This window comes from Betaproteobacteria bacterium, from assembly GCA_016720925.1.
Taxonomy (GTDB): domain Bacteria; phylum Pseudomonadota; class Gammaproteobacteria; order Burkholderiales; family Usitatibacteraceae; genus UKL13-2.
This window is the reverse complement of record JADKJR010000031.1, coordinates 1-22,904: the sequence shown is the minus strand read 5'-3', so window position 1 is coordinate 22,904 and position 22,904 is coordinate 1. Positions and strand designations below refer to the sequence as shown.

Annotated in this window: 18 protein-coding genes; 9 read left to right on the top strand and 9 right to left on the bottom strand. The window is 57.0% G+C overall.

Annotated elements, in window-relative coordinates; translation table 11 throughout:
- The 5 genes from IPP88_22605 to ilvD all read right to left on the bottom strand — a co-directional run.
- Positions 1-416: HAD hydrolase-like protein (locus IPP88_22605; GenBank protein MBL0125344.1), on the bottom strand; the 416-nt coding region annotated here is incomplete at its 3' end.
- Positions 385-1,239, bottom strand: a complete 855-nt coding sequence (locus tag IPP88_22600; GenBank protein MBL0125343.1) for a hypothetical protein — start codon at positions 1,237-1,239, stop codon at positions 385-387. The genes IPP88_22600 and IPP88_22605, both read right to left, overlap by 32 nt.
- 1,363 nt (positions 1,240-2,602) lie before the next feature.
- Complete coding sequence (locus tag IPP88_22595) at positions 2,603-2,989, bottom strand: hypothetical protein (GenBank protein MBL0125342.1); 387 nt, start codon at positions 2,987-2,989, stop codon at positions 2,603-2,605.
- Between the two features lie 151 nt (positions 2,990-3,140).
- Positions 3,141-4,487: a hypothetical protein gene (locus IPP88_22590; GenBank protein MBL0125341.1), complete on the bottom strand. Its 1,347-nt coding sequence runs from the start codon at positions 4,485-4,487 to the stop codon at positions 3,141-3,143.
- A gap of 7 nt (positions 4,488-4,494) precedes the next feature.
- Positions 4,495-6,189 (bottom strand): dihydroxy-acid dehydratase, encoded by a 1,695-nt coding sequence (gene ilvD / locus IPP88_22585; GenBank protein ID MBL0125340.1) that lies wholly within the window; start codon positions 6,187-6,189, stop codon positions 4,495-4,497.
- 200 nt (positions 6,190-6,389) lie between these two features.
- Here ilvD and IPP88_22580 point away from each other — a divergent pair, with 200 nt between their 5' ends.
- From IPP88_22580 to IPP88_22560, 5 genes are all read left to right on the top strand, one after another.
- Positions 6,390-7,136: a GntR family transcriptional regulator gene (locus tag IPP88_22580; GenBank protein MBL0125339.1), complete on the top strand. Its 747-nt coding sequence runs from the start codon at positions 6,390-6,392 to the stop codon at positions 7,134-7,136.
- A 22-nt stretch (positions 7,137-7,158) separates the two neighbouring features.
- Positions 7,159-8,178 carry a tripartite tricarboxylate transporter substrate binding protein gene (locus IPP88_22575; GenBank protein MBL0125338.1) on the top strand — a complete coding sequence of 340 codons (1,020 nt, stop codon included), beginning with the start codon at positions 7,159-7,161 and terminating at the stop codon, positions 8,176-8,178.
- 13 nt (positions 8,179-8,191) lie between these two features.
- Positions 8,192-9,010 (top strand): amidohydrolase family protein, encoded by an 819-nt coding sequence (locus IPP88_22570; GenBank protein ID MBL0125337.1) that lies wholly within the window; start codon positions 8,192-8,194, stop codon positions 9,008-9,010.
- 236 nt (positions 9,011-9,246) lie between these two features.
- Positions 9,247-10,215, top strand: a complete 969-nt coding sequence (locus IPP88_22565) for a tripartite tricarboxylate transporter substrate binding protein (protein MBL0125336.1) — start codon at positions 9,247-9,249, stop codon at positions 10,213-10,215.
- A gap of 267 nt (positions 10,216-10,482) precedes the next feature.
- Positions 10,483-11,283 (top strand): prolipoprotein diacylglyceryl transferase, encoded by an 801-nt coding sequence (locus IPP88_22560; GenBank protein MBL0125335.1) that lies wholly within the window; start codon positions 10,483-10,485, stop codon positions 11,281-11,283.
- A gap of 102 nt (positions 11,284-11,385) precedes the next feature.
- On the opposite strand, the gene IPP88_22555 is transcribed toward IPP88_22560, so the two are convergent.
- A complete protein-coding gene (locus IPP88_22555; GenBank protein MBL0125334.1) occupies positions 11,386-11,883 on the bottom strand; it encodes an OmpA family protein in 498 nt (165 codons plus the stop codon).
- Positions 11,884-12,341: 458 nt separating this feature from the next.
- Here IPP88_22555 and IPP88_22550 point away from each other — a divergent pair, with 458 nt between their 5' ends.
- Positions 12,342-13,358: a 2-dehydropantoate 2-reductase gene (locus tag IPP88_22550; protein ID MBL0125333.1), complete on the top strand. Its 1,017-nt coding sequence runs from the start codon at positions 12,342-12,344 to the stop codon at positions 13,356-13,358.
- Between the two features lie 8 nt (positions 13,359-13,366).
- Here IPP88_22550 and IPP88_22545 read toward each other — a convergent pair whose 3' ends face one another.
- The 3 genes from IPP88_22545 to IPP88_22535 all read right to left on the bottom strand — a co-directional run bounded on the left by IPP88_22545 (position 13,367) and on the right by IPP88_22535 (position 17,439).
- Positions 13,367-14,677, bottom strand: coding sequence for an MATE family efflux transporter (locus IPP88_22545; protein ID MBL0125332.1), 1,311 nt, complete (start codon positions 14,675-14,677; stop codon positions 13,367-13,369).
- Positions 14,678-14,739: 62 nt separating this feature from the next.
- Positions 14,740-15,381, bottom strand: coding sequence for a hypothetical protein (locus IPP88_22540; protein MBL0125331.1), 642 nt, complete (start codon positions 15,379-15,381; stop codon positions 14,740-14,742).
- Positions 15,382-15,555: 174 nt separating this feature from the next.
- Positions 15,556-17,439 (bottom strand): hypothetical protein, encoded by a 1,884-nt coding sequence (locus IPP88_22535; protein ID MBL0125330.1) that lies wholly within the window; start codon positions 17,437-17,439, stop codon positions 15,556-15,558.
- 588 nt (positions 17,440-18,027) lie between these two features.
- Here IPP88_22535 and IPP88_22530 point away from each other — a divergent pair.
- The 3 genes from IPP88_22530 (at position 18,028) to IPP88_22520 (ending at position 22,833) form a co-directional block, all read left to right on the top strand.
- Entirely contained in the window at positions 18,028-20,709 is a 2,682-nt protein-coding gene (locus IPP88_22530; protein MBL0125329.1) for a TonB-dependent receptor, read from the top strand.
- 260 nt (positions 20,710-20,969) lie between these two features.
- A complete protein-coding gene (locus tag IPP88_22525) occupies positions 20,970-21,365 on the top strand; it encodes a transposase (GenBank protein MBL0125328.1) in 396 nt (131 codons plus the stop codon).
- A gap of 250 nt (positions 21,366-21,615) precedes the next feature.
- On the top strand, positions 21,616-22,833 hold the full coding sequence (locus tag IPP88_22520) for a hypothetical protein (protein MBL0125327.1): 1,218 nt from the start codon (positions 21,616-21,618) through the stop codon (positions 22,831-22,833).
- Positions 22,834-22,904: the final 71 nt, after the last annotated feature.

The window sequence follows — 22,904 nt, the reverse complement described above, 5'->3', positions numbered from 1 at the left end:
AAACCAATGAGCCGAAGGGACCCTAGGCGACGGTAAGCTTGATATAGAGGTGCGTTTGTAACAGCTGCAAGTATGATGCCACCAGCATGTAATTCCCTTAGCGTTTCCTCAATCCCCGAATACGTTTTCAGTCGCTTTTTCCTTACCCGGCCGAACACCCCACTTGCCAATTTTTCTAAACTTGCTATTTCTGATTCATCCATCGCACTAAAGACTGACATTTCACGTACTAGGTACGCGTATTCGAGAAAACCTCGTCGCTGAAAAACTTCCCTAGCAGCAGCATGCAGGTCATCGACGGGTATCGCCGTCTTTTTGGAAATGGCAGCCATCATTCCCCTGAATGCGGGCCCAAAAAATCCGACAAAATCGTAGAGAGTGTTGTCAAGATCGAAAGCACAAACAACGCGCTTCATTTGGCGGAGGGCCGGTGGCACGACTGGTGCCATTTTTTGTTTCAGAATCAACCGGCGCAGCCTTCGGGCCAGTCGTTGAATTCTGATCCTGCTGTACGGTTATATATTTCTTCCAAAGCATTGAGATAGGTTCGGAGAACACGATGGCAATAACCAGCGCAAAGACTGCAATTACAAGATTTCGGTATGTGAGTGCAGCCGTCGATTGCCTGTCAAGGCCAGTAATATGGCCTGCAAGAATTTCTTGCTGCGACTGCATTTTTTCCACACGCCGCGCAAGCGTCGATACCTCGAAGCCTAGCTGTTTAATGTCGTCGAAATTGGCTTTTGACGTAGTCGGGGGTTGAATGACGGATGACATCACAGACTGAGAGCCATGGCGCTCTGCCCAGCCAAAGCTAGCAGGAATACTCGTCTTAACAAACTCGATTGTGAATATTGGCTCACCCAACCTCAAGTTCAATGAGGAGTCGCCAGCATTGAATACTGGTACGACCAGTATGCCCTTAAACCCCGGGTCGATCTGAGGACTGAACAAGCACACTAAACCTCGCTTTGCCCATGGCGACATCAAGCCGTTGTGGCCAATCAAGTCCAGAGGCAAGTCCAGCTTTTCAAAAGTCGAAATCAAAACGAATTCGCCCGGCGCGACCTCTATGGAGGGCTCTTCACTCTGCATATGCTTGGTGCGACCAGCCTTAACATACTGTGCTCCGAGCCTCATGTCATATGAAGCTCCCTGCAGTAACTCTTTCTCAAACGGAAAAATCAGATTGTTCGCTTCTGCTAAGCGCTGGATCTCCGCATCCGCAAGTACAGCCATTTAAAACCTCCCGGTAAGATTCCAATTTCTAGAATGAGGGGCTTGGCTCAATTTCATTTGGAAGACTTGGTACCACTTGAACTGCATCATCAGAAAAAAACCATAGACCACTCTTCTGTGGTCGCATGTCGCATTGAATTGCGGCTTTTCCATAGTGGCGCTTCGAAACCTTGCTGCTACGCCGCTGCTATCAATCTAAAAACAACGCAAACGCCGCCAACGCGCCTACTTTCAAATACACATCGGTAGCAAAGTTTTCTGCATGTAGAGTAAAAGCCCTATTCATCGTGGCAATGCAGTTTGAAAGCTGGAGTTAACCAACTTTGCATCCTTTAGTCTCGATCCCCAGTCCGCCATTTGCCCTTGGTGTCCCGGCGAAAACATCGGCAAGCTAGCACGTCTCGTAAGCTGCGGCTGTCAAACTATAACGCATGCTAATGACGGCGGGCTCGAAATTCTTACAGGCCGCGAGCAGAAGAGCATCGTTACATTGACCCTGCTTGCTTTTGGCATAAGGCCACGTCCGCGAATTGTTGAGGTGAAGAGTATTCGTGGTTGCGCCCTGAAAATCCAAAGCAGCGTGGACATTCGGCGGGGCAGCCTAAGCGCCCCGTGGCAAGCGGTACGGAATTCGCTAAGTGAGTGCGGTCACCTAGGCACAATCAACTTTTGTGGACAATTGGTGACAGACCACGATTGTTTGACGCGGAAGAATATTCTTAGTCCGCCCCTGACTATCGGCAATGCTACTCTGAAGTCGATTGCGATATTGCAGAACCGGACCCCGGCTTTCCAAGCATCCGAACATAACCCGCATCGTGCTCGCTTGAAACGAGAAAGGCGAAAACTGAGCGTAGCGCCGGCCGAAGGTGATTGTAGTCATCAACCATTAGGGGCGCATACATGTACTCGCCCAGCCTACTTCTTGGATGGAGAGTCATTACGCGTTGATCATAAAATTCTTCAAAGTACCGATCGAGCGGCTCCGGCTATTCCAAACCGCTTTGTCGAAGTGCTCGCGGAAGCCAAATGGCAGCGTCCTTTGCGGTCGGGCTATTTTTTCCGGACTCTTCGAAATGCCGGAAGATCAAGCTGAGGGACGGATCTAATGCAATGAAGCAAAGTATGATCGCTTCTTCTATGAATTCGGGATGGCGAGACAACATGTCTGCCCTCATCAATGCGCTAACGCCGCGAATGAGAAGATGATCGCTGGGCTTTATGAGTTTCAGAATAACCGTTGGCGCGACAGACCCATCTGTTTGGTTTTCAAAATGAGTATCGTATTGTCTTGCAGGCCAATAAATCTTGCGTATTGACGGCGCCGATGTTTGCTGATCGATGCAGATCTACGATCACCGCGTCACGAATTTTTCCTCGCGTCTGCATTGGACGTAAACGATAGCTGCTTTGTGCTGAGAATGCGGGAATAGAAGGGAACCGGATAAAACGCGGTCCTTGGTTCCTCCTCCAACTCACAAAGCAAAATTGACGAAAGAAAGCGAAGCTCTTCCGGAGCAAGCCAATTCATCTCCGAGTACGGCTGGTCATCGACTAGTTCTGGGAACAGCACTGTTCGCGTCGCAATAAAAACAAGCTCGTCGCCGGCCCAATAGAGCGACTCGTCTGATTGAATCCTGTCGCGAATGTAGGTTCCGCGGGGGTGAAAAACACGAATGACAATGCTTTCTTCTCGCATCGCCTTCTTCGCCGCGTCGCCATCCAAGAACACTAGTAGCTTGCCAGCCACGCTATGTACCCCTTTGCGTATAGATATTTTGGGCGCCCGTGAACTCTTATTCGCTAGCAGACTTGTAGGTTCGTTTTTTCATGTCGCCGCGAATAAGCTAAGTCGCAAACGAAGAATAGTTTTTGGAGTCATCCCGGCTTTTTTACTGAGCCTACCCTTCTTCGCACTTACAAAGATGCAACTGGGCGTCGATAGCAATCTGACTATCAACGCCTAGGATGCTGAGAGAGTACGAGTAAAGTACAACCTCAAGAATGTCGCAAATCTCGAGCATTTGCCAGCTGTCAAGCTCCAAGGTGACGCGGCGAGGACGCCCAGAATGCGCCAACTCGTTTCGCAGATCGGAGAGTAGTGTCCCAAATTCCTCCAATGTTTTTACAGCTGCTGTCTTGAGCAGCCTTTCTTTCGTAGTGACAAATGCCCAGTCTTTGACGGCCTTTGTGTATTTTTCAGATGTGGCCCCGCCAGAATTAGCGTTCACATCCTCGAGCAAGACGCATAAAAGAATTACGCGCGAGTATGCATCATGAGGACCAACCAAACCGCTCTGACTGGCAATTCGATTGACGAAGTATCTAAATAAATTCTTTTGTGAATTCGCAGTCCAGCGAGTAAATGCAAATTGAAAATTCAAGTCGGAGATGCGCAGCGGGAGATGGTGCGCCGAAATTTGCTTCGTAGCGTCGTCTAAGCCCGCCGCATGCATTAGGCGTGTCAAAAGAACGGGCAGATCTCTTGGCGCACTATCTTGTTGCTCAATAAATGCGCGTATTTCGATGGGCGCAACGGGGCGCTGCAAAAGATACGATACAAGTGAAAGCAATTCACGAATATCTTCAATGACTCGTTGTGCGTTTTGGGGTGTTGAATACTCTTCGATAATTACCCATTGGACATCTTGTCGGATGTGTAAGAAGAAATCGTCGTCGCAGTTATCTGCACGCGATACCGTTATAGCAACTTCTTTCCCAGATGCCTTATCGACCGCGTACAGATTTGATGCTATTGCGTCGTCGAATGCCGGAATATATTGAGTCACTCTTAAGACGGAAAACTCGCGATCACCCACGGAAAACGGTTGAACTTCGAAGCCTGCGCCAGGCGCTTGGCTTTTGAATCCTTGCGGAAAGCAAAACTCGCCAAACTGAGTTATCGATATTCTGAAACCGGAAAGACCGGCAAGGTCGTTGGCATCGCCGCAAAAGAACACTGCTTGTGGGTACCCTTTACCAAAGGTCACGTCACCGCGCATACCGCCAAAGCCAGAAAATATCCCCGCCTTCTGTGTTCCGAGAAGAACGCAACGAATTCCTTCGTCTAGCAGGGCATTGAATTGATTCGCGCCATACAATGAAAACGGTGGAAACTCTCCGACCCATTTAACGCACGCACCATCAGTAAGTGAATAAGTTAGCGCGCCGGGAAAAGTAAGTGAATTGTCAGGTGTCGAGAACCGTCCAAACCAACTATGTTTCTCTAGATGGCTAAAGTTTTCCATCGGCGCTTCAATCCGTCACCGCCCCCTTACTAGCCGTCCCCACCAACTTAAAGTATTTCCCCAACACCCCTCTGGTGTATCTCGGCGCCGGCGCCTTCCATGCCGCCCGCCGCTTCGCAATCTCCGCCTCATCCACATTCAGCTGGATCAGCAGCTTGGTCGCGTCGATGGTGACCGAGTCGCCTTCCTTCACGAGGCCGATGGTGCCGCCCACGTAGGCTTCCGGTGCCACGTGGCCGACCACCATGCCCCAGGTGCCTCCGGAGAAGCGCCCGTCGGTGATGAGGCCCACGGTTTCGCCCATGCCCTTGCCGATGAGCGCGCTGGTGGGCGCCAGCATCTCGCGCATGCCGGGGCCGCCCTTGGGGCCTTCGTAGCGCAGCACCACCACATCGCCGTGGGTGATCTTGTCGTGCATGATGGCGTCCATCAGTTCGGGTTCGGAATCGAACACGCGCGCGGGGCCGGTGATGACGGGGTTTTTGAGGCCGGTGATCTTGGCCACGCAGCCTTCGGGGGCGAGGTTGCCTTTCAGGATGGCGAGGTGGCCCTGTTTGTAGAGCGCCTTCTCGATCGGCATGATCACGTCTTGATCCGCGCTCGGCTGGTCGGGCACGTCCTTCAATACTTCCGCAATCGTCTGGCCGGTGATTGTCATGCAGTCGCCGTGCATCAGGCCGGCATTGAGCAGAATCTTCATCACCTGCGGGATGCCGCCGGCTTTATGGAGATCGACCGCGACGTATTTGCCCGAGGGCTTCAGGTTGCAGAGCACCGGGCACTTCTTGCGCATGCGCTCGAAATCGTCGATGGTCCATTCGACATCGGCGGCGTGGGCGATGGCGAGGAAATGCAGCACCGCGTTGGTTGAGCCGCCCACGGCCATGATGACGGCGACCGCGTTTTCGATCGATTTGCGGGTGACGATGTCGCGCGGTTTCAGTCCTTTTTTCACGGCTGCCAGCAGCACGCGCGCCGATTCGGCGGCGGAATCCTTCTTCTCCTGGTCTTCCGCGGCCATGGTGCTGGAGTACGGCAGCGACATGCCGATCGCTTCGAATGCGCTCGACATGGTGTTGGCGGTGTACATGCCACCGCAGGCGCCCACGCCGGGGATCGCGCAACGCTCGATGCAGCCGAAATCTTCCTCGTTCATCTTGCCGGCCTGGAACGCGCCGACGGCTTCGAATACCGAGACCACCTGCAAATCTTGCCCCTTGTAATGGCCGGGCTTGATGGTGCCGCCGTAAACGAAGATGCCGGGGATGTTCATGCGGCAGAGGCCGATCATCGCGCCCGGCATGTTCTTGTCGCAGCCGCCGATGGCGAGCACGCCGTCCATGAATTGCGATTGGCAGGCGGTCTCGATGCTGTCGGCAATCACTTCGCGCGATACCAAGGAGTACTTCATGCCCTCCGTGCCCATCGAGATGCCGTCGGTGACGGTGATGGTGCCGAACATTTGCGGCATGCCGCCGGCTTCGCGGATGGCTTTGTCCGCGGCATCGGCCAGCGGCTGGATGCCGGCGTTGCACGGGTTCAGCGTCGAGTGGCCGTTGGCCACGCCGATGAAGGGCTTGTCGAAATCGGCATCTTTGTAGCCGATGCCGCGCAGCATCGAGCGATTGGGCGCGCGTTCGGCGCCTTTGGTGATGGCGAATGAGCGGAAAGGTGGTTCGGGCGTTTTGGTGGGCGTGGTCATGGTGATTTATCTGCGGGAGTGAGCGAAGGAATGAGGGTGGAGGTGGCGTGCGATGTAACGTGCGATATGACGGTGCGGAATGCGGCCTGATAACGGCACGAAATGCTGCCTGATGGAATTGTACCCGTGCGGGCACGCAGGGAGCATTGACTTCAGGCGTAAAACCTGCTTTATCATCTAGTCCTCTATAGGACATTGCCTTGCCATCTTCCGCCCAACTTGCCGCAGTCAAAACCGATGTCGGTCGCGCACGTTACGCCGCCATCGCCGAGCGCCTGCGCGCCGCAATAACGGCCGGACGCTGGGCGGCGGGCGAGCCGATTCCCGCCGAAACGGTATTGATGCAGGAATTCGCGGTCGCGCTCGGAACCATGCGCCAGGCCATCGCGTTGCTGGTGAACGAGGGTCTGCTGGAAAGGCGGCACGGGCGCGGAACGTTTGTGCGTGCAGGGCTGGAGGGCGCGTCGCTGATGCGTTTCTTCCGTTTCGGCGCGTCCGGCGCCGCGCAGATTCCAAAATCGAAAATTCATAAGCGGCAGGTTATCGCCGCGTCCGCCGAGCTCGCCACTCAACTCGGCATCCGCGCGGGCGGCAATGTGCTGCATATGGTGCGTACCCGCTGGCTGGATGATGCACCGCGCCTCCTGGAAAATATCTGGGTGGATGCGCGTCGCTTTTCCGCCATGGTCGCCAGCGAACCCGCCGAATGGAGCGACCTCATGTATCCCGAATATGCCGCGCGCTGCGGCGTGGTGGTGCATCGCGCGACGGACACGATCGAATTCGGCAATCTCAACGCTGCGGATGCGCGACTGTTGCAATTGCCGGCGCGGCACCCGTGCGTGATTGTTTCGCGGCAGGCGTTTGATATTGCGGGCGGCTGCGTTGAAGTACGCGTCACGCGCGGCGACGCCAACGCCTTCCATTACACCGTTAACCTGACTTAGTTCTTTAGTGATCGGAGCCCACATGAGACTTTCTGCTATTTCCCCAGCCATTGCCCCAGTCTTTACCCCCGCCGCTCGTTTGATACGCTTGATCGCACCGTCGATATTCCTGTCCTTCTTCGTTGCGGGCACCGCCATCGCGCAGGAATTTCCATCGAAGCCGATCACCATCGTCGTCACCTATCCCGCCGGTGGCGGCGCGGACCTGATGGCGAGAATGGTGGCGCCGAAAATGTCCGCGACGCTGAAGCAACCGGTGATAGTCGAGAACCGCCCCGGTGCCAGCGGGCAGATTGCGGCAAGTATGGTCGCGAAGGCGGCGCCGGATGGTTACACCTTGATGCTCGATGCGTCGTCGTACGCCGTCAATCCCAGTCTGTTCGCCAAGCTTCCTTACGACACGGACAAGGCATTCACGCCCATCGGCGTGACGGCGCTGTTTCCGAACGTGCTGGTTTCCACGGCCGGGTATCCGGTGAAGTCGGTGGCGGATGTCATCGCATTGGCGAAGAAGCAGCCGGGCGCGATCGGCTATGCGTCATCAGGCAACGGTTCCGCGCAGCATCTGGCCGGCGCGTTGTTCGAACTGCAGGCGAAGGTGGATATGTTGCACGTGCCGTACAAGGGTGGCGGGCCTGCGCTGATCGACGTGATCGGCGGGCAAGTGCCGTTCTTCTTTGCCAACGTTGCCTCGAGCCTGCAACATATCAAGGGCGGCAAGCTGCAGGCGCTGGCCGTTACCAGCAGCAAGCGCTCGGCCATTCTTCCCGACGTGCCGACGATCGCCGAGGCCGGCGTGCCGGGCTATCAGGTGTACGAATGGAATGTGATCGTCGCGCCTGCCGGCACGCCCGCGCCGGTGCTGACCAAACTGGCCGCCGCGTTGCGCGTCGCGCTCGACGCGCCCGATGTGCGCGAACGCATTGCGGGTCTCGGTGGCGAAGTCTTCAGTGGCGGCACGCCGGAGTCCGTCAAGTTTCTCCATGAGCAAACCGCCATCTGGAGCAAGGTCGTCAAGGATCGCGGCATCAAGCCTGAATAATTTCGATAGCGCAATGAACGTGAATCCGCAACTTCATCGCCCGCATCGCTGGGACACGCACGCACATGTGTTCGCGGGCCCGGTGCTGCCGGGCAGCCACTACACGCCCGCGGACCATACGCTCGCGATGTGGCGCGCGACGGCCGAACCGCACGGCATCGACCGCGTCGTGCTGGTGCAACCGAGCGTGTATGGCTTTGATAATTCGGTGATGCTCGACACACTCCATCAGTCCGGTGGCGTGCATCGTGGCGTGGCTGTTCTTGATCCCGGGGTGACGGACCGGCAACTGGAAGACATGCACGCGGCCGGGGTGCGCGGCGCGCGGTTCAATCTGGTCTCCCCGGTCGGCAACGATCCTGCGCTGATCGACCGGACCGTGGAACGTATTCGTCCACTGGGCTGGCACCTGCATCTGTTCCTGCGGCCCGCGGCCTATGCGTGGGTGCGCGAGAGGCATGAGGCGTGGGCCATCAAGGTCGTGTTCGATCACCTGGCCGGCATGCGGGCGGATATCGCACTCACGGCAGCCGAGCGCGCGGACCTGCAGGCCTTGGCAGACGCGGGTGCCTGGATCAAGATTTCCGGGCTGTATCGCATGGAGATGCAGGCGCCGTTTGCCGCGTGCGACACATTGCTGCCGCACATTGGCGAATGGTTCGCCGGACACGTATTGTGGGGATCCGATTGGCCGCACACGTGGTTCATGGAAAAGCCGCGCGGCAACGCAACGGCGTATGGCGAATTGCTTGCGCCGGTGGCGCGCGCGTTTCCGGATGAAGCAGTACAGCAATCGATTCTGGTTGGAGCGCCGGGGAGGTTGTATGCATGAATCGCAGAGCACGCAACGATCACGTCTGTCGGAATTTATTCGGCAATTGTTCGTTGGGCGCGGAACACATGTGGTGTCTCGATTCAGTTCTTTGCATCGGGGTGTGCAACAAACTTGGGGCCCGGACTGAATCCGGGACGACAGTGTTTTTTTGGGGCGTCACGAGAATGGGCGCGCCGCGCAACGCATAGAGAATTCTCAATTTCACTTTCACTTTCACTTCTACAGGAGCCAACATGAAACTTCGAATCATTGCCGCCATCGCTACGGCGCTCGCCTTGTGCGGTGCGGCGCACGCCGATACCTACCCCAGTAAACCGATCCGCCTGCTGGTGCCATTCGCGCCGGGCGGAAGTTCGGATATTGTGTCGCGCTCCTTTGCGGCCGAAATGCAGAAGACGCTCGGCCAGACCGTCGTGGTTGAAAGCAAGCCCGGCGGCGCCGGCAATATCGCCATGACCGAAGTGAAAAACAGCGCGCCCGATGGCTACACCATCATCCTCGGCCACGTCGGCACGCTGGCCGTGAATCCGGCCATGTTTGCCAAACTGCCCTATGACCCGGTCAAGGATTTCGTGCCGATCACGCTGCTGGCAAAAGTGCCGAGCATGCTGGTGGTGAATTCGGAAAAAATGAAAGCAAAGAATCTCAAAGAGCTGGTGGAATACGCGAAGAAAAATCCGGGCGAACTGAATTACGGCTCGGCGGGCAATGGCAGCTCCGGGCATCTGGCGATGGCGTATCTGGCGCTGACAGCCGGCTTTACCGCGACCCACGTGCCGTACAAAGGCACCGGCCCGATGATGACCGACCTGCTTGCCGGCAGGCTTGATGCCACCTTCACCGGCGCCCCGCCGCTGATGGCGCACGTAAAAGCAGGTACATTGCGTCCCATCGCCGTCGGCACGGCAAAACGTTCGCCTGCGCTGGCGGATGTGCCGACGGTTGCGGAATCGGGCTACACAGGATTTGAAACCTCACAGTGGTATGGATTGCTCGCACCAGCCGGCACGCCGGATGCCATCGTGCAGAAACTGGCGCAAGCGGCCGCTGCAGCGGGCAAGACACCTGCCGTCGCCGAGCGCCTGTCGGCAGAAGCAGCCGCACCGGCGACGACTACGCCAAAGGAGTTTGCGGAATTCATCAAGGTGGAAGCCGCGCGCTGGAGCGATGTAGTGAAGAAGTCGCAGATCAAGGCGGACTAAGCAGCCTGTTGCCCCGGATTTAGTCCGAGGCGACAGATATTGAGGTAAATAGAAGTGCTAAATAGTGAAACGCTAGCACTGGCGCGGCTTGACAGGCATTTATTGCCCGTGAGGCGCGAGGATGCTGGAGTTTGGTCTGCTGTTTGCAATTCACCGTCATCCCAGCGGAGGCTGGGACGACGGTTTTGGAGGCTGCGCGATTGGGCCATCGCGGGTAAGCGGCGATAGCGATGCGATAATCGCATTCGCTGACTTGTTTGGACCCCCATGCTGACGCATCCCCAATTCGACCCCATCGCGCTCTCACTCGGCCCCGTTGCCATTCGCTGGTATGGGTTGATGTACGTCGTCGCATTCGTACTGTTCATCGTGTTGGGAAGATTGCACATGAAACGCCGCCCGGACACCGGTTTCACCCGGGAAGCCCTCGACGATTTGCTGTTCTTCGGCATGCTCGGTGTTGTGCTGGGCGGAAGACTGGGTTACGTGATTTTCTACATGCCGGCGCATTTCATCGCGCACCCGATCGAAATTCTCTATATCTGGCAGGGCGGCATGTCGTTTCATGGCGGCTTCCTTGGGGTGCTGGTGGCGATGTGGTGGTTTGGGCGCAAAACCAATCGTTCTTTCTGGCAGGTGACAGATTTCATTGCGCCACTGGTGCCGACGGGACTCGCCGCGGGCCGGATGGGTAATTTCATCAATGGCGAATTGCCGGGGCGGGTGACCGACGCCGCGACGTGGCCGTGGGCCATGTGGTTTCCGCAGGTCGATGCCACGCCATTGGCACGCCATCCTTCACAGTTGTATCAGTTCGCGATGGAAGGAATGCTGCTGTTCGTGATTTTGTGGATCTACTCAAAGAAGCCGCGACCGGTGGGCGCGGTGTCGGCCGTGTTCCTGATTGGATACGGCAGCTTTCGTTTTCTGGCCGAATTTGCGCGCGAGCCGGACAGCTTTCTGGGCATCCTGGCGCTGGGCTTTTCGATGGGGCAATGGCTGAGCTTGCCGATGGTCGTGGCAGGCGTCATTTTCCTGGTGCGAAGCAACCGGACACGAACCGCTTAGCGTTTGCGTCAGCCCCGAGCCCTGGCTTGTTTGGCCGCATCATGCGGGGCGCGCCTGCCAGGTTGGCCGGGCGCTTCCCGCAATCATGGATTTGGCGCCAGCCTATTTACCGCTCTTCACCACAAAATCGACACGGCGATTTTCCGCCCATGCGGCTTCATTATGGCCAGTGCCCTTGGGCTTGTCTTCGCCAAAGCTGATCGTCTCGATGCGGTCGTTCTTCACGCCCAGCACGGCTAATGCTCGCTTGGCGGCGTCAGCGCGTTTTTGTCCCAGCGCCATGTTGTATTCACGGCTGCCGCGTTCGTCGGCATAACCGTCCAGTTCAATCGCGCCATTGGTATTGGCCAGGTAATCTGCATTGCCGCGAACGACTCCTGCATATTGATCCTTCACGGTATAGCTGTCGTAATCAAAGTAGACCATATTGGTTGCGGCGTTGGGTGCAACCACGGCTGTTTGCACGGTTGATGTCGCTGCCGCGGGTCGGGCATTGGCTGATGCGTTCGCTGACTGCATAGGGACTGCCTGCGAAGAAGAGGCGACAGACGCGACGGGTTTATCCGACGCGCAACCACCGAGGACGAGCGCGCCGAACATCAAAGTCAGCGCACCTGCATATGAATTTTTCAAGATAATCTCCTAAAGTTGATTGAACGATCACTACTTCTGAAATATATTCGTTACGAGTGACAATTGTAAGTATCGAAAAGTTCGAGCTTCCATTCCCCGGATGCCGGAAATCCTGTCAGATGCGAAGGCTACGGCTTGTCGGTGAATCGCCTACATCCGACGCACCAGGCCGTGTCCGTTTAATTGCCGAAGATCGCGATTGACACTTGTCAAGGTGATTGCTGCGGTGCACAATTAAACTTGCATCATCGCATCGTGTGTCAAAAAACCACTCTTTTCGTGCGGCCATTGGTATCGGGATGGCGGCCAGTCGATGTCGCGGCGGCATTCGGCATGCCGGCGTGGGATAGGCGCGGGTGTGGTGAGGTGCTGATACAGCCTCATTTTCATTGGTGCAATTATTTACAACAAGCGGGAAACTTGAAATGAAATTTTGCATAGTCGGCGCGGGCGCCATCGGTGGCTTTGTTGGTGCAAAACTGGCTGCGGCCGGTGAAGATGTCACGTTCATCGCCCGCTGGAAAAATCTCGACGCAATTCGCAGCCACGGCATGATCTTGAAGATGAATGACGGCACCGTGATTGAAGCGCGCGGCGCAAAAGCGACCGATAGTTTTGCGGCGGTCGGCCACGTCGATTGCATCATCCTGGCGCTTAAATCCCATCAGGTGGAAGCCGTGGTCAATCAGCTTGAGCCGCTGTATGGACCCAAGACCACGGTCATTACGATGCAGAACGGTATTCCGTTCTGGTACTTCGACAAGCACGGCGGCGCGCTGGAAGGAACGCGGGTTCACGCAGTCGATCCACAGGGCGTTTGTCAGGATGCGATTTCAGCTGACCGCATTATCGGGTGCGTGGTTTACCCGGCAACGGAGCTTGTCGCGCCGGGCGTGGTGCGGCACATCGAGGGTGATCGTTTCCCCTTGGGCGAACTGGATGGCAGCATCAGCAATCGCGTGAAAGATTTATCCGATATTTTTGCAAAATCGGGTCTGAAGGCGCCAGTACTCGAAAACATCCGCAATGAAATCTGGCTGAAGTTGTGGGGCAATCTCACGTTCAATCCGATCTCCGCGCTGTCGCATGCAACATTGCAGGATATCTGCCAGTTTCCATTGGGGCGCGAACTGGCGACGAACATGATGCGCGAGGCACAGGCCGTTGCCGAGAAGCTGGGTGCGTCGTTTCGCGTCACGCTCGAGAAGCGTATCGATGGCGCAGAGAAAGTCGGCAAACACAAGACGTCCATGTTGCAGGACGTGGAAGCGGGCCGCGCCATTGAAATCGATGCACTGGTCGGTTCGGTGGTCGAACTTGGGCAGTTGACGGGTGTTCCTACGCCGACCATCACTGCCATCTACCAGGCGTCAAAGTTACTTGCGCATACTATTGAGACCGAAAAAGTAGCGGTGCGCGGGATCGAACTGCCGCAGGTTTAGAAAACCGCTCATGCCGGCGCGATGATCTCGCGCCGTCTCAGCCTGCGGTGCGTGGCACGTGCGTGCGGCACCCACCCATGGCGTACCCAGCGCCGCCACATGAGCAGACCGCGTATCCATTCATCCGCCACATAGGCAATCCACACGCCGGTCAATCCCAGGCCGAGGTGGATGCCCAGAAACCAGCTGCCAACACCCAGCACCAGCGCCATGGACGCGGCACCAGCGACGACGGGATAGCGGGCATCACCGGCTGCGCGCAGCGCATTAATCACCACCAGATTAAAGGTTCGGCCGGGTTCCAACAGCACCGTCCACCACAACAGCATGGAACCCGCGGCGATGATCCCGGCATCTTGAGTGAATTGCGCCAGCAGCCACGGACCGGCAATCGCAGCCGCGGTCGCCGCGATGACGCTGACGGCAAGCCCCCGGGCCAGCGCGCGCCGCACCAGGCGATGCGCATCGCGCAAGTGCCCGGCGCCGATCATGTGACCCACGACGATCTCCACCGCGAGTCCGGTTGCCAATCCGAAAAGCAGGACGCCATAGGTGATCTGCAGCGTGTAGGCTTGTGTGGCAAGTGATTGCGCCCCCAGTTGTCCGGCGACGGCCACGCTGACCATGAAGGCGAGCCGATAGGCAATATTTTCGGCCGCACCCGGCAAGCCGATACGCAGGACGGATGCCAGTTCATGCCGCGGCAGACGCCACCAGTCGCCGATCCGTGCCACTAACCCCAGCCTTTTGCGCCACAGCAGCAAATGCAATGCAAGTCCAAGCGCACGGCTGGCGATTAGCGCGATGGCAAAACCCTGCAGCCCGAACGCAGGCATGAGCGCGAGGGCCAAAGACAGGAGCGTGATTTGCATGGCGACGATCACGGCCAGCGTATCACGCACCCGCAGATGTGCACGCATCACACCCGCCATCGAGGCGTTCCAGGCATCCAGCAGCATCGCCGGCGCGAGCGCTTGCAGGAATGGCGCCGCTAGCGGCAGCACTTCCGCGGGAGCCTGCATCAAATGCAGTAGCGGGTAGGCACCGCCAAATGCCATTAATGCGGTAACGATGCCGACCCAGCTGCTGGCGCCAAGAACGGCGCGCGCAACCGCATCCGCCGCGTCACGCCGCCCGCTGCCCAGGCTTTGCGCGACGACCACGCTGACACCCGCGCCCACGACCCTGAACAGGATAAAAAGCATCGCGGAAATCTGGTTGGCGAGGGCGAACGCGGCGCCGGCCGGATCGCTGATATGTGCAGCCAGTATGGTGCCCAGCACACCAACACCGATGCCCAGACACAGTTCAAAGAACATGGGCCAAGCGATGGCCAGCAGACGCGGACGCGCTTGTAGCGGCACGTCAGATCGATTGTTTTTCAAGGGAGCGTAATCACATTTGTGTCGTCCATTACTCGCGGGTCAACCGCCGGGTCTCCGCCGCTGATGCTGCCTGGCCGTGCGTCCGGGCTGAGGGTGCGATAGCCGCCGTCGTAGTCCCAGGTGGTGACGTAGAGCTTCACGCCCGAAAGTGATTTCAGCGGCCCGAGTGAGCTCGCCGGCAAGATAAACGTGACGGTGTTATTGGCAGGGTCGGTGCGAATATCCGCGGCGGGCGTGACCAATGTGCCTTCGTGCAGGGCGGATGCGCTTTCCGCGGAAAACAGGGCATTCGACCAGCCGTGGGCGCGCAGGCGGTAGTGCCAGCGCATGTCCGCGGGCAATGAGCCATGTTGCAGCGGCATGGCGGTCACACCGCCTGTGCGGTCCGGCAACTCGACGAAAACAGTGAACACGACATGATCAAAACCATTTTGCGGGTTCCAGCTGGTGGTGACCTTGTTCATCGTCAGATCGATTTTCAGCGTGCCGCCCGCGCCAGAGACTTTCACACGCTGGATGTCCATTTGCCGGTTAGCACCCCATGTGGGATCCGCCGGGTACGCGTACGTGCCGCGCGGACCGTTGTCGTCACCCGCCGGGTCGGTGACGTCGGCCAGAACCGTCCAATCGCGCGCCACACGAAAACGGCGCGTCGCAGAGGCGGGGCTTGCGTAGGCCCTCGGATGATTCCATCCACGCAACGATGCTGTGCTGAACGGCAGGGTCAAGCATTTTGCTGGTGTCGACGCGGGCGGTCCACTTGCCATCCGTCGCGGGAACGAGATTCTGTGCCCTGGCAATGTCGCCGTCCGTCACGAGTCTGAAGGAACTCCCGTGCCGTGCGCGGTTCCAGACACGGAAAAATCACCACGCATTGACGCATTCGGCAGGGTGTGTATCGAAATCGCGCCGGTCGCGCGTGGCGGTGGCAATTTCTTTCGCGTCACCCTCCAGACCAGACCCGCACGCGGTTGAAGTTTCATTGTGATGCGCCCGCTTGTACCGACTGTCACATCGGCCGGAACGCCGTCGATGCCGAACAGCCCTTCCAGTAGCGTTCCCGCCGGAAGTCGTGTATCCATGTTGTCCAGCAGCGTCTCGGTGGCGGAGGAATTGAACACAATGATGGCGGTGTCACGACCGTATGACATTCGGTATGCGAGCGCGCCTGGTGTGGCGGCGTTGGCCTTCAGCAATGCTGGTGTGCCGCGCGAAAAAACCGGATCAGATCTCCGTAGCGCACTTAATTCCCCAATATAGCGGTACAGCGGTGCGCTGGTATCGAAACGATCGCGCCCTCCGGATTGGAAACCTGCCTTGAACATGGCGGCGCGCGGTTCGGTGAAGGCCTGTTCGGTGCCGTAGTAAATCGTCGGGATGCCGGGAAGGGTCATCATCAGCAGCAGGCTTTGTTTGAGCGCCGCCTGCGAGCCGCCCACAAGGAAGCGATCACCGTCATGGTTGTCAATGAACGTTGGCATCAAGTGCGGACGTTTGTGTAACTTCATCATGTTGCCGATACGGTAGGCGAGCTCGGAAGGTGGCCGCCCCCGCGCGAAAACGTCGCCCATCGCGCCATAGAGCGGAAAATTCAGCATGCCCGGCAGCAGTGGCCGTCCGTCGCGTGCTGTCATGTAGCGCTCGATCTTGCGTGCCTCCTTGTTCGCATAGGATTTGTCAATGCCGAAACCCTCACCAAAGACGAGGAAGTTTCGCCGGCCGGTTTGCCGCGCAACGTTCGCCATGCCGGGATATCGCGGGTCGCGGGAATACATGAAGTCAGCAAAGTATTCGGCCGGTACATAGAACGCGGTGTCGACGCGGAACGCGTCCACACCGACGTCCCTGATCCAGTGGCCATAGCTCTTGCGCAGCGTTTGGCGCACTAGCGGGTTTTCCGTATTCAGGTCGTCGAGCCCCGACATCTGGTAGTCCCGTTCCTGTCGGGGGTCGGTGAAGTCAATCACATTCGGTGTCCAGTGATAGATGCCGGCCCGCCGATGTTCGGGTTTGCGTGGGTCGTTCAGGCTGAAGGGCCATTGACTCGGCGCATTCAGAGGGCGCGAGCCTGTATTTGGCATGTAATGCTTGGTTGGGTCATTCGCATTCCATCCGCCGTCAAAGGCAAAGAAGTTTCCCGTGTGGTTGACGACGATGTCCTGCACCAGATACATGTTGGCGGAATGAATGGCATGCGACAGGCGCTTGTAGTCGTCCAGCGTGCCGAGGTGGCGATCGACCTCCGTAAAGTTTTCGGCCCAGTAGCCATGAAAGCCGCTGAACTTCACGATCGGATCCCACCACTGGTTAGCAACCGGCGGTGTGAGCCAAATGGCGGTGGCGCCGAGGCCACGAATGTAATCCAGCTTTTGTTCAATACCCTTGAGGTCGCCGCCATTGTATTTTGCGTTACTGTTGGCATCGAACTCTTCAGCACCAAAATCGTTGTTGGTCGGATCCCCGTCATTGAATCGGTCGGTAACGAGAAAGTAGATGATCTGGTCGCGCCAGTCGGGGGACGGTACGTGCAGGTTCAGTTGAGCGTGTGGCGCACTTGACGCACTTGGCTGCGGTCGTGCCGCGGCCGATTCGAGAATGGCAGTTTCAGGTTGAATCGCGCCTCTGCTCGTCGCGGCAGTGGCAGTCGTCGCACCGAAGGCGGCCAGCAAGACATCAAGAATCACGGATCGCGTCATTCGGTGCATGCGTAACCGCCACGATTGCGTGTTCATGCCAAAAAAGCGGTCAGAGCCCCGATATCGCATGTTTTTCTGTCCCTGTGCGTCCACCCAAGCACTCTCTTAGGCGGCATAACGGTTGAATGTACGTGCCCTTAGTTGCTTCATCGCCAAGCTAGATCTCATGGAACAGTGCCGGAGTGTTGTATTTATGTTGAAATGCAACAAATTTGACTGGCTTAAAATTATTTTGTTGTAGTATAACTACATCTCGGAATGGCGCAGGATTTCGAGAAATTGTAGTCATTTCCAAGTGCGCATAGTATAAAAAACGAGAGTTCCAACCAGTTTTCACGGCTAAGCACGCCGTGGCGGTCCATTTTGCCGCTCCCGGACTGATTGACATGAATATAGTTTTATTACAAAATCGCGCAAGAAATTAGCCCGGCAAAAAATAGTACCCATCCCACAAGCGTCCCTCCAGGGACCGCGATTTGTCCAATTACTTTGAGGAGACGATTGATGAACACTTCTGTCAAGAAGGGTGCAAGCCCTTCCGTGAATAATTTTGAATTCAGGCTTAGCCCGTTGGCTGCGGCTTGCGCGATGGCAATTTTTGCCGTGACAGCACAAGCGCAGCAAGCGGACCCAGTTGCCGTGGAAGCTGCCAAACAGGCAGCGGCAAAGAAGGATGCGGCAGCGGCAACGGCCAAATCCAGCGCACAAAGCCTGGAGACGGTTGTTGTGACTGGTATCCGCCGCGGTATTGAAGAAGCGATCTCGGTCAAACAGTCTTCGAATTCAATCGTCGAAGCGATTTCTGCGGAAGACATTGGCAAATTGCCTGATAACAGTATTGCCGAGTCGATCGCGCGTCTGCCTGGTCTCGCTGCACAGCGTGTTGCCGGACGTGCCACCACCGTCAGCATCCGCGGTATGTCGGGCGACTTCGCCAGTACGTTGCTGAACGGTCGCGAGCAGGTTAGTACGGGCGACAACCGCGCTGTCGAATTCAATCAGTACCCATCTGAACTGCTGAGCGGCGTTTTGATTTACAAGACACCCGATGGCTCGCTCATCGGTCAAGGCCTGTCCGGCACGGTCGATTTGCAAACAGTACGCCCCCTGTCATTCAGCAAACGCACGGTAGCAGTCAGCTTGCGCGGTGAGAAAAACTCGCTGGGCTCCCTGAACAGCGGTGTTTCGGCGAACGGAAACCGCCTCAGCGCCTCATACATCGATCAATCTGCTGACAAGACTTTCGGTATTGCCTTGGGTTATGCACATCTGGATTCGCCCAGCCAGGTACAACGTTGGGAAGCTTGGGGTTATGCGACCGCCGACACGGCGTCACCTGGTGTCCCGGCAGGTACTCAAGCGTTGGGCGGCAACAAGATTTATGTTGAGTCGGTCAAAGCCAAACGTGACGGCTTGATGGCCGTGCTGGAATGGAAGCCCAACAAGGACTTTTCCAGCCTTGTCGACCTTTACTATTCAAAATTTGATCAGGACACTACCTCACGCGGCATGGAGTTCGGAACAGTCTGGGGCGCCGAAAGCTACACAAATCCGGTAGTGAAAGGCGGCTTCCTGACTTCGGCCAACTGGATCGGCATCAAGCCGGTGATTCGCAATGACCTGAACACGCGAACGGATGATATCAAGGCGCTGGGCTGGAACAGCAAGCTCAATATGGCCGGCGGCTGGACGGCGGTCGGTGACTTAAGCTGGTCAAAGGCAAAGCGCGACGAATCAATTCTTGAAACCTATGCGGGTACCACGGGTGCGAAAAGCAATTTCCTGTTCACCCAGGATCTTGGAACCGGCATGCCGTCATACCAGACGGGTCTTAACTACGCCGATGCCAGCGTTATCAAGCTGGTGGATTCAGGGGGTTGGGGGCAGGACGGCTATATCAAATTCCCGAAAGTCACGGATGAACTTAAGTCTCTTCGCTTGAGTGGGAAGCACGACATGCAGGGAATCTTCAGTCAGGTTGATGTCGGACTGAACTATTCCGAGCGTTCAAAAACCCGGTTGTCGAGTGAGTTCCTGGTGAACTTGAAATCTTCTCCGTCATCGGTACCGTCTGGGCTGCTGGTGTCGCCAACGTCGTTGGGCTTTATCGGCATTCCCGGCGTACTCAGCTACGACGTTCAAGGCGCCAAGGATCAACTCTACAATTTGGTTGCGAAGCTTCATCCGGACATCTTCAACAAAGACTGGACCGTCGAAGAGAAGGTGACGACGGTTTTTGGCAAGCTTGACATCGACACCGAATGGGCATCGTTACCGATTCGCGGCAATGTCGGCGTCCAGATTATCAACACCAATCAGAGCTCAACGGCATTTGCGGTCGGCGATGGCAACGTAACCACTGGTGTCAGTAGCTACACGGACGGAAAGAAATATACCGATTTCCTGCCAAGCCTGAATCTGGCGGTTAGCCTTTCCGATGAGCAAACGATCCGCCTGGGTATTGCAAGAACAATGGTCCGCGCACGACTGGATCAGCTCCGGGCGAGCAACAACTATAGCCTGAGCGCGACCGACCGCAAGTGGAGTGGAAGTGGCGGCAATCCGCGTCTGGATCCTTTCCGCGCAAATTCGTATGACGTGTCGTACGAAAAATACTTCGGAACCAAGGCTTATGTTTCCATCGCTGCTTTTTACAAGGATCTCAAGTCCTATGTTTACCAGGACAGGATAAATAAGGATTTCACCGGCTTTCCGAATCCCAGCAATGGCGCGATCACCCCGATCTCGAATATCGGCGGCTTCGACACTCCGGTAAATGGACAAGGCGGACGGATGAATGGCGTCGAATTCACTGCGTCGCTACCTTTCAACTTGATCACTCCGGCACTTGATGGGTTCGGTGCGGTCGTGAGCCACGCCGATACCGACAGCGGGATAAAGCCGAATGGACCCAGTGGCGGCACTCAGCCATTGCCCGGTCTTTCCAGGCGGGTTACCAATCTGACGGCCTATTACGAAAAGTATGGATTTTCCGCGCGGGTCAGCCAGCGTGAACGCTCCGCCTTTGTCGGCGAAGTGACCGGGTTTGGCGCAGACCGCGAGTTCCGGTACATCAAGGGTGAAAGAGTGATTGATGCCCAGGTCGGCTACGCGTTTGACAGTGGCGCGCTAAAAGGACTGTCTGTTCTGCTTCAGGTCAATAACGTGAACAACACGCCATACCAGACCTATGACTCCGTGCCTGAAAAACCGAACCAGTACACCACCTATGGTCGTACCACAATGCTGGGTGTGAACTACAAGTTCTAACAAAGTTTGTGAGTATCAATGCGCCCTGCCGGTGTAATGCCGGCAGGGTTTTTTATTGCGGCGGGCTAGCGCATTGATCACGCCGATTCAGTTCGAACGTAAAAGCAACGCCAAATCGGCCGAGTCAGCCCACGACGAATTATCCACAATTTCAAGCAACGACAGCCAATCCGCTCGGCTGACTAAAAGAGCGGCTTAAACCCTCAATCAAAAGTGGACAGGGTCACAACCTGTCGGACGAAGAGTTGGAGTACTGTCTGGTGGATCCGACGAGCTGGCAGATCTTCACTGGACTCACCGGCCATCGGCATCTGCCCGATGCACGCACGATCTGGGCGTTCAAGGAAATGCTGGCCCGGGAAGGTGGCGCCGAAGCGGTGCTCGAGATGCCCAAGGCCAAGGGACTGATTGACAGGGTGCAGAGGAAGGACGACCCGAACCGCTGCGACCAGACCGGCATTCACGCGCGCAACCGGACCCTGTCCAGGATTCGCTCACGCGTCGAGCACGTGTTCGGCGACTGGGCGCAATCGTCGGGAAAGACGCTGCGCTGCATCGGTAAAGTTCGCGCCAAGGCGCAGACCATCCTTCGTGCGTGCGTGTACAACTTGCGGCGTTGGGTGACGCTCGACAGGAGAGGTGCGTGTGGCGCCTGAGGAATCGGGGACAAGCTCCCGAAAAACGGGCGAATCATCTCGAAAAAACCCAGAAACAGCGAGAATAACACTGATCAAAACCTGGCCCCAGAAAATTCTCGCCAAAAAATTCATCAACAACGATGAAGGCGAAAATATGGGGGTTTCGAGAAGTTCCCCTTGGTAAACTCAAGCACTGGCGCGCTTTTCGCGACATTTTCCACCTACAATCCGCGTCAGTGCTAGACTTTTAATATTCGGAATCGAAGAAATGACAAGCCCCAAAGACCTCACCGAACGTGCCCTCGAACAAGGCAAGGGCATCATCCGCCTCGCGCCGAACTGGGTGCCTCGTTCATTTTGTGTGCCGGGCCGCCGCATCAAGTTGCACCCGGATGATTACTACGTCCTTGGCGGCGCGCGCGGCGGCATCGACGAGCGCTGGTTCGCCTCGACCACGCCTGCCGACAATGGACCGCTGACCGGCAAGAATGAAGGCCTGAGCGCAATCGTGGTGGGTCGCGATGCAGGCGCAGAGCAGGTGCTGCTGCGCGATGCCATCGCCGAACTTGGTGCGAAAATCGTTGGTGAAACGCTGTGGCGCGACCATGGCGGTTGGCCCATGTTCTCGAAGTTCTTCGATAACCTCGCCGCCCTGCCGCTGCACATTCACCACCGTGATGAACACGCGCGCCGCATCGGCCAACTCGGCAAACCCGAAGCCTATTACTTCCCGCCGCAGGTCAATAATCACGGCGGCAGTTTTCCCTATACTTTTTTTGGCCTGGTGCCGGGCACGACCAAGGATCAGGTGCGCCAGGCGCTGGTCGATTTCTCGCGCGGCGACAACCGCATCACCGCGTTGTCAGCGGCGTATCGCCTCGAGGTCGGCACCGGCTGGGACGTACCGCCCGGCATCCTGCACGCGCCGGGCAGCCTGTGCACTTATGAACCGCAACGGGCGTCGGATGTCTTCGCCATGTTCGAGTCGGTTACCGGCAATCAGGTGGTTCCCGAGGATCTGCTGTGGAAAAACACGCCGACAGAATACATCGGTGATTTCGACTATCTGATGGATGTGATCGACTGGGAAGCCAACATCGATCCCGATTTCAAGCGCAAGCATTTCATGGCGCCTGTGGCCGCGCGCGATGAAAATGAAATGCGCGATGCAGGCTATCGGGAAAACTGGGTATGCCATCAGTCGCCCGATTTCAGCGCGAAAGAACTGACGGTCCTGCCCGGTCGCAGCGTCACCATCCGCGACGCGATGGCCCATGGCCTGATCCTCACCGAGGGCCACGGCACATTGGGGGTTCATCGCGTGGATTCACCGACGCTGATTCGATACGGGCAGTTGACCGACGACGAATTCTTCGTCACAGAGATTGCGGCGCAACAAGGTGTTGTCATCCGCAATGAAAGTGAAAGCCAGCCACTGGTGATGCTGAAGCACTTTGGACCCGGTAATCCGGATCTCAAGTTGTGATGCTGCACCCATGACCGCATCCCGCTACAACCGCCTGTTGCTGGATATGCACATTCCCGACTGGGATGCAG

Excerpts from the sequence above, each read along its gene's own strand:
- IPP88_22600 (MBL0125343.1), bottom strand. The coding sequence starts at position 1,239 with ATGGCTGTACTTGCGGATGCGGAGATCCAGCGCTTAGCAGAAGCGAAC.
- IPP88_22590 (MBL0125341.1), bottom strand. The coding sequence starts at position 4,487 with ATGGAAAACTTTAGCCATCTAGAGAAACATAGTTGGTTTGGACGGTTC.
- ilvD (MBL0125340.1), bottom strand. The coding sequence starts at position 6,189 with ATGACCACGCCCACCAAAACGCCCGAACCACCTTTCCGCTCATTCGCC.
- IPP88_22575 (MBL0125338.1), top strand. The coding sequence starts at position 7,159 with ATGAGACTTTCTGCTATTTCCCCAGCCATTGCCCCAGTCTTTACCCCC.
- IPP88_22570 (MBL0125337.1), top strand. The coding sequence starts at position 8,192 with ATGAACGTGAATCCGCAACTTCATCGCCCGCATCGCTGGGACACGCAC.
- IPP88_22565 (MBL0125336.1), top strand. The coding sequence starts at position 9,247 with ATGAAACTTCGAATCATTGCCGCCATCGCTACGGCGCTCGCCTTGTGC.
- IPP88_22560 (MBL0125335.1), top strand. The coding sequence starts at position 10,483 with ATGCTGACGCATCCCCAATTCGACCCCATCGCGCTCTCACTCGGCCCC.
- IPP88_22555 (MBL0125334.1), bottom strand. The coding sequence starts at position 11,883 with ATGTTCGGCGCGCTCGTCCTCGGTGGTTGCGCGTCGGATAAACCCGTC.
- IPP88_22550 (MBL0125333.1), top strand. The coding sequence starts at position 12,342 with ATGAAATTTTGCATAGTCGGCGCGGGCGCCATCGGTGGCTTTGTTGGT.
- IPP88_22545 (MBL0125332.1), bottom strand. The coding sequence starts at position 14,677 with ATGTTCTTTGAACTGTGTCTGGGCATCGGTGTTGGTGTGCTGGGCACC.
- IPP88_22535 (MBL0125330.1), bottom strand. The coding sequence starts at position 17,439 with ATGACGCGATCCGTGATTCTTGATGTCTTGCTGGCCGCCTTCGGTGCG.
- IPP88_22530 (MBL0125329.1), top strand. The coding sequence starts at position 18,028 with ATGGCAATTTTTGCCGTGACAGCACAAGCGCAGCAAGCGGACCCAGTT.
- IPP88_22520 (MBL0125327.1), top strand. The coding sequence starts at position 21,616 with ATGACAAGCCCCAAAGACCTCACCGAACGTGCCCTCGAACAAGGCAAG.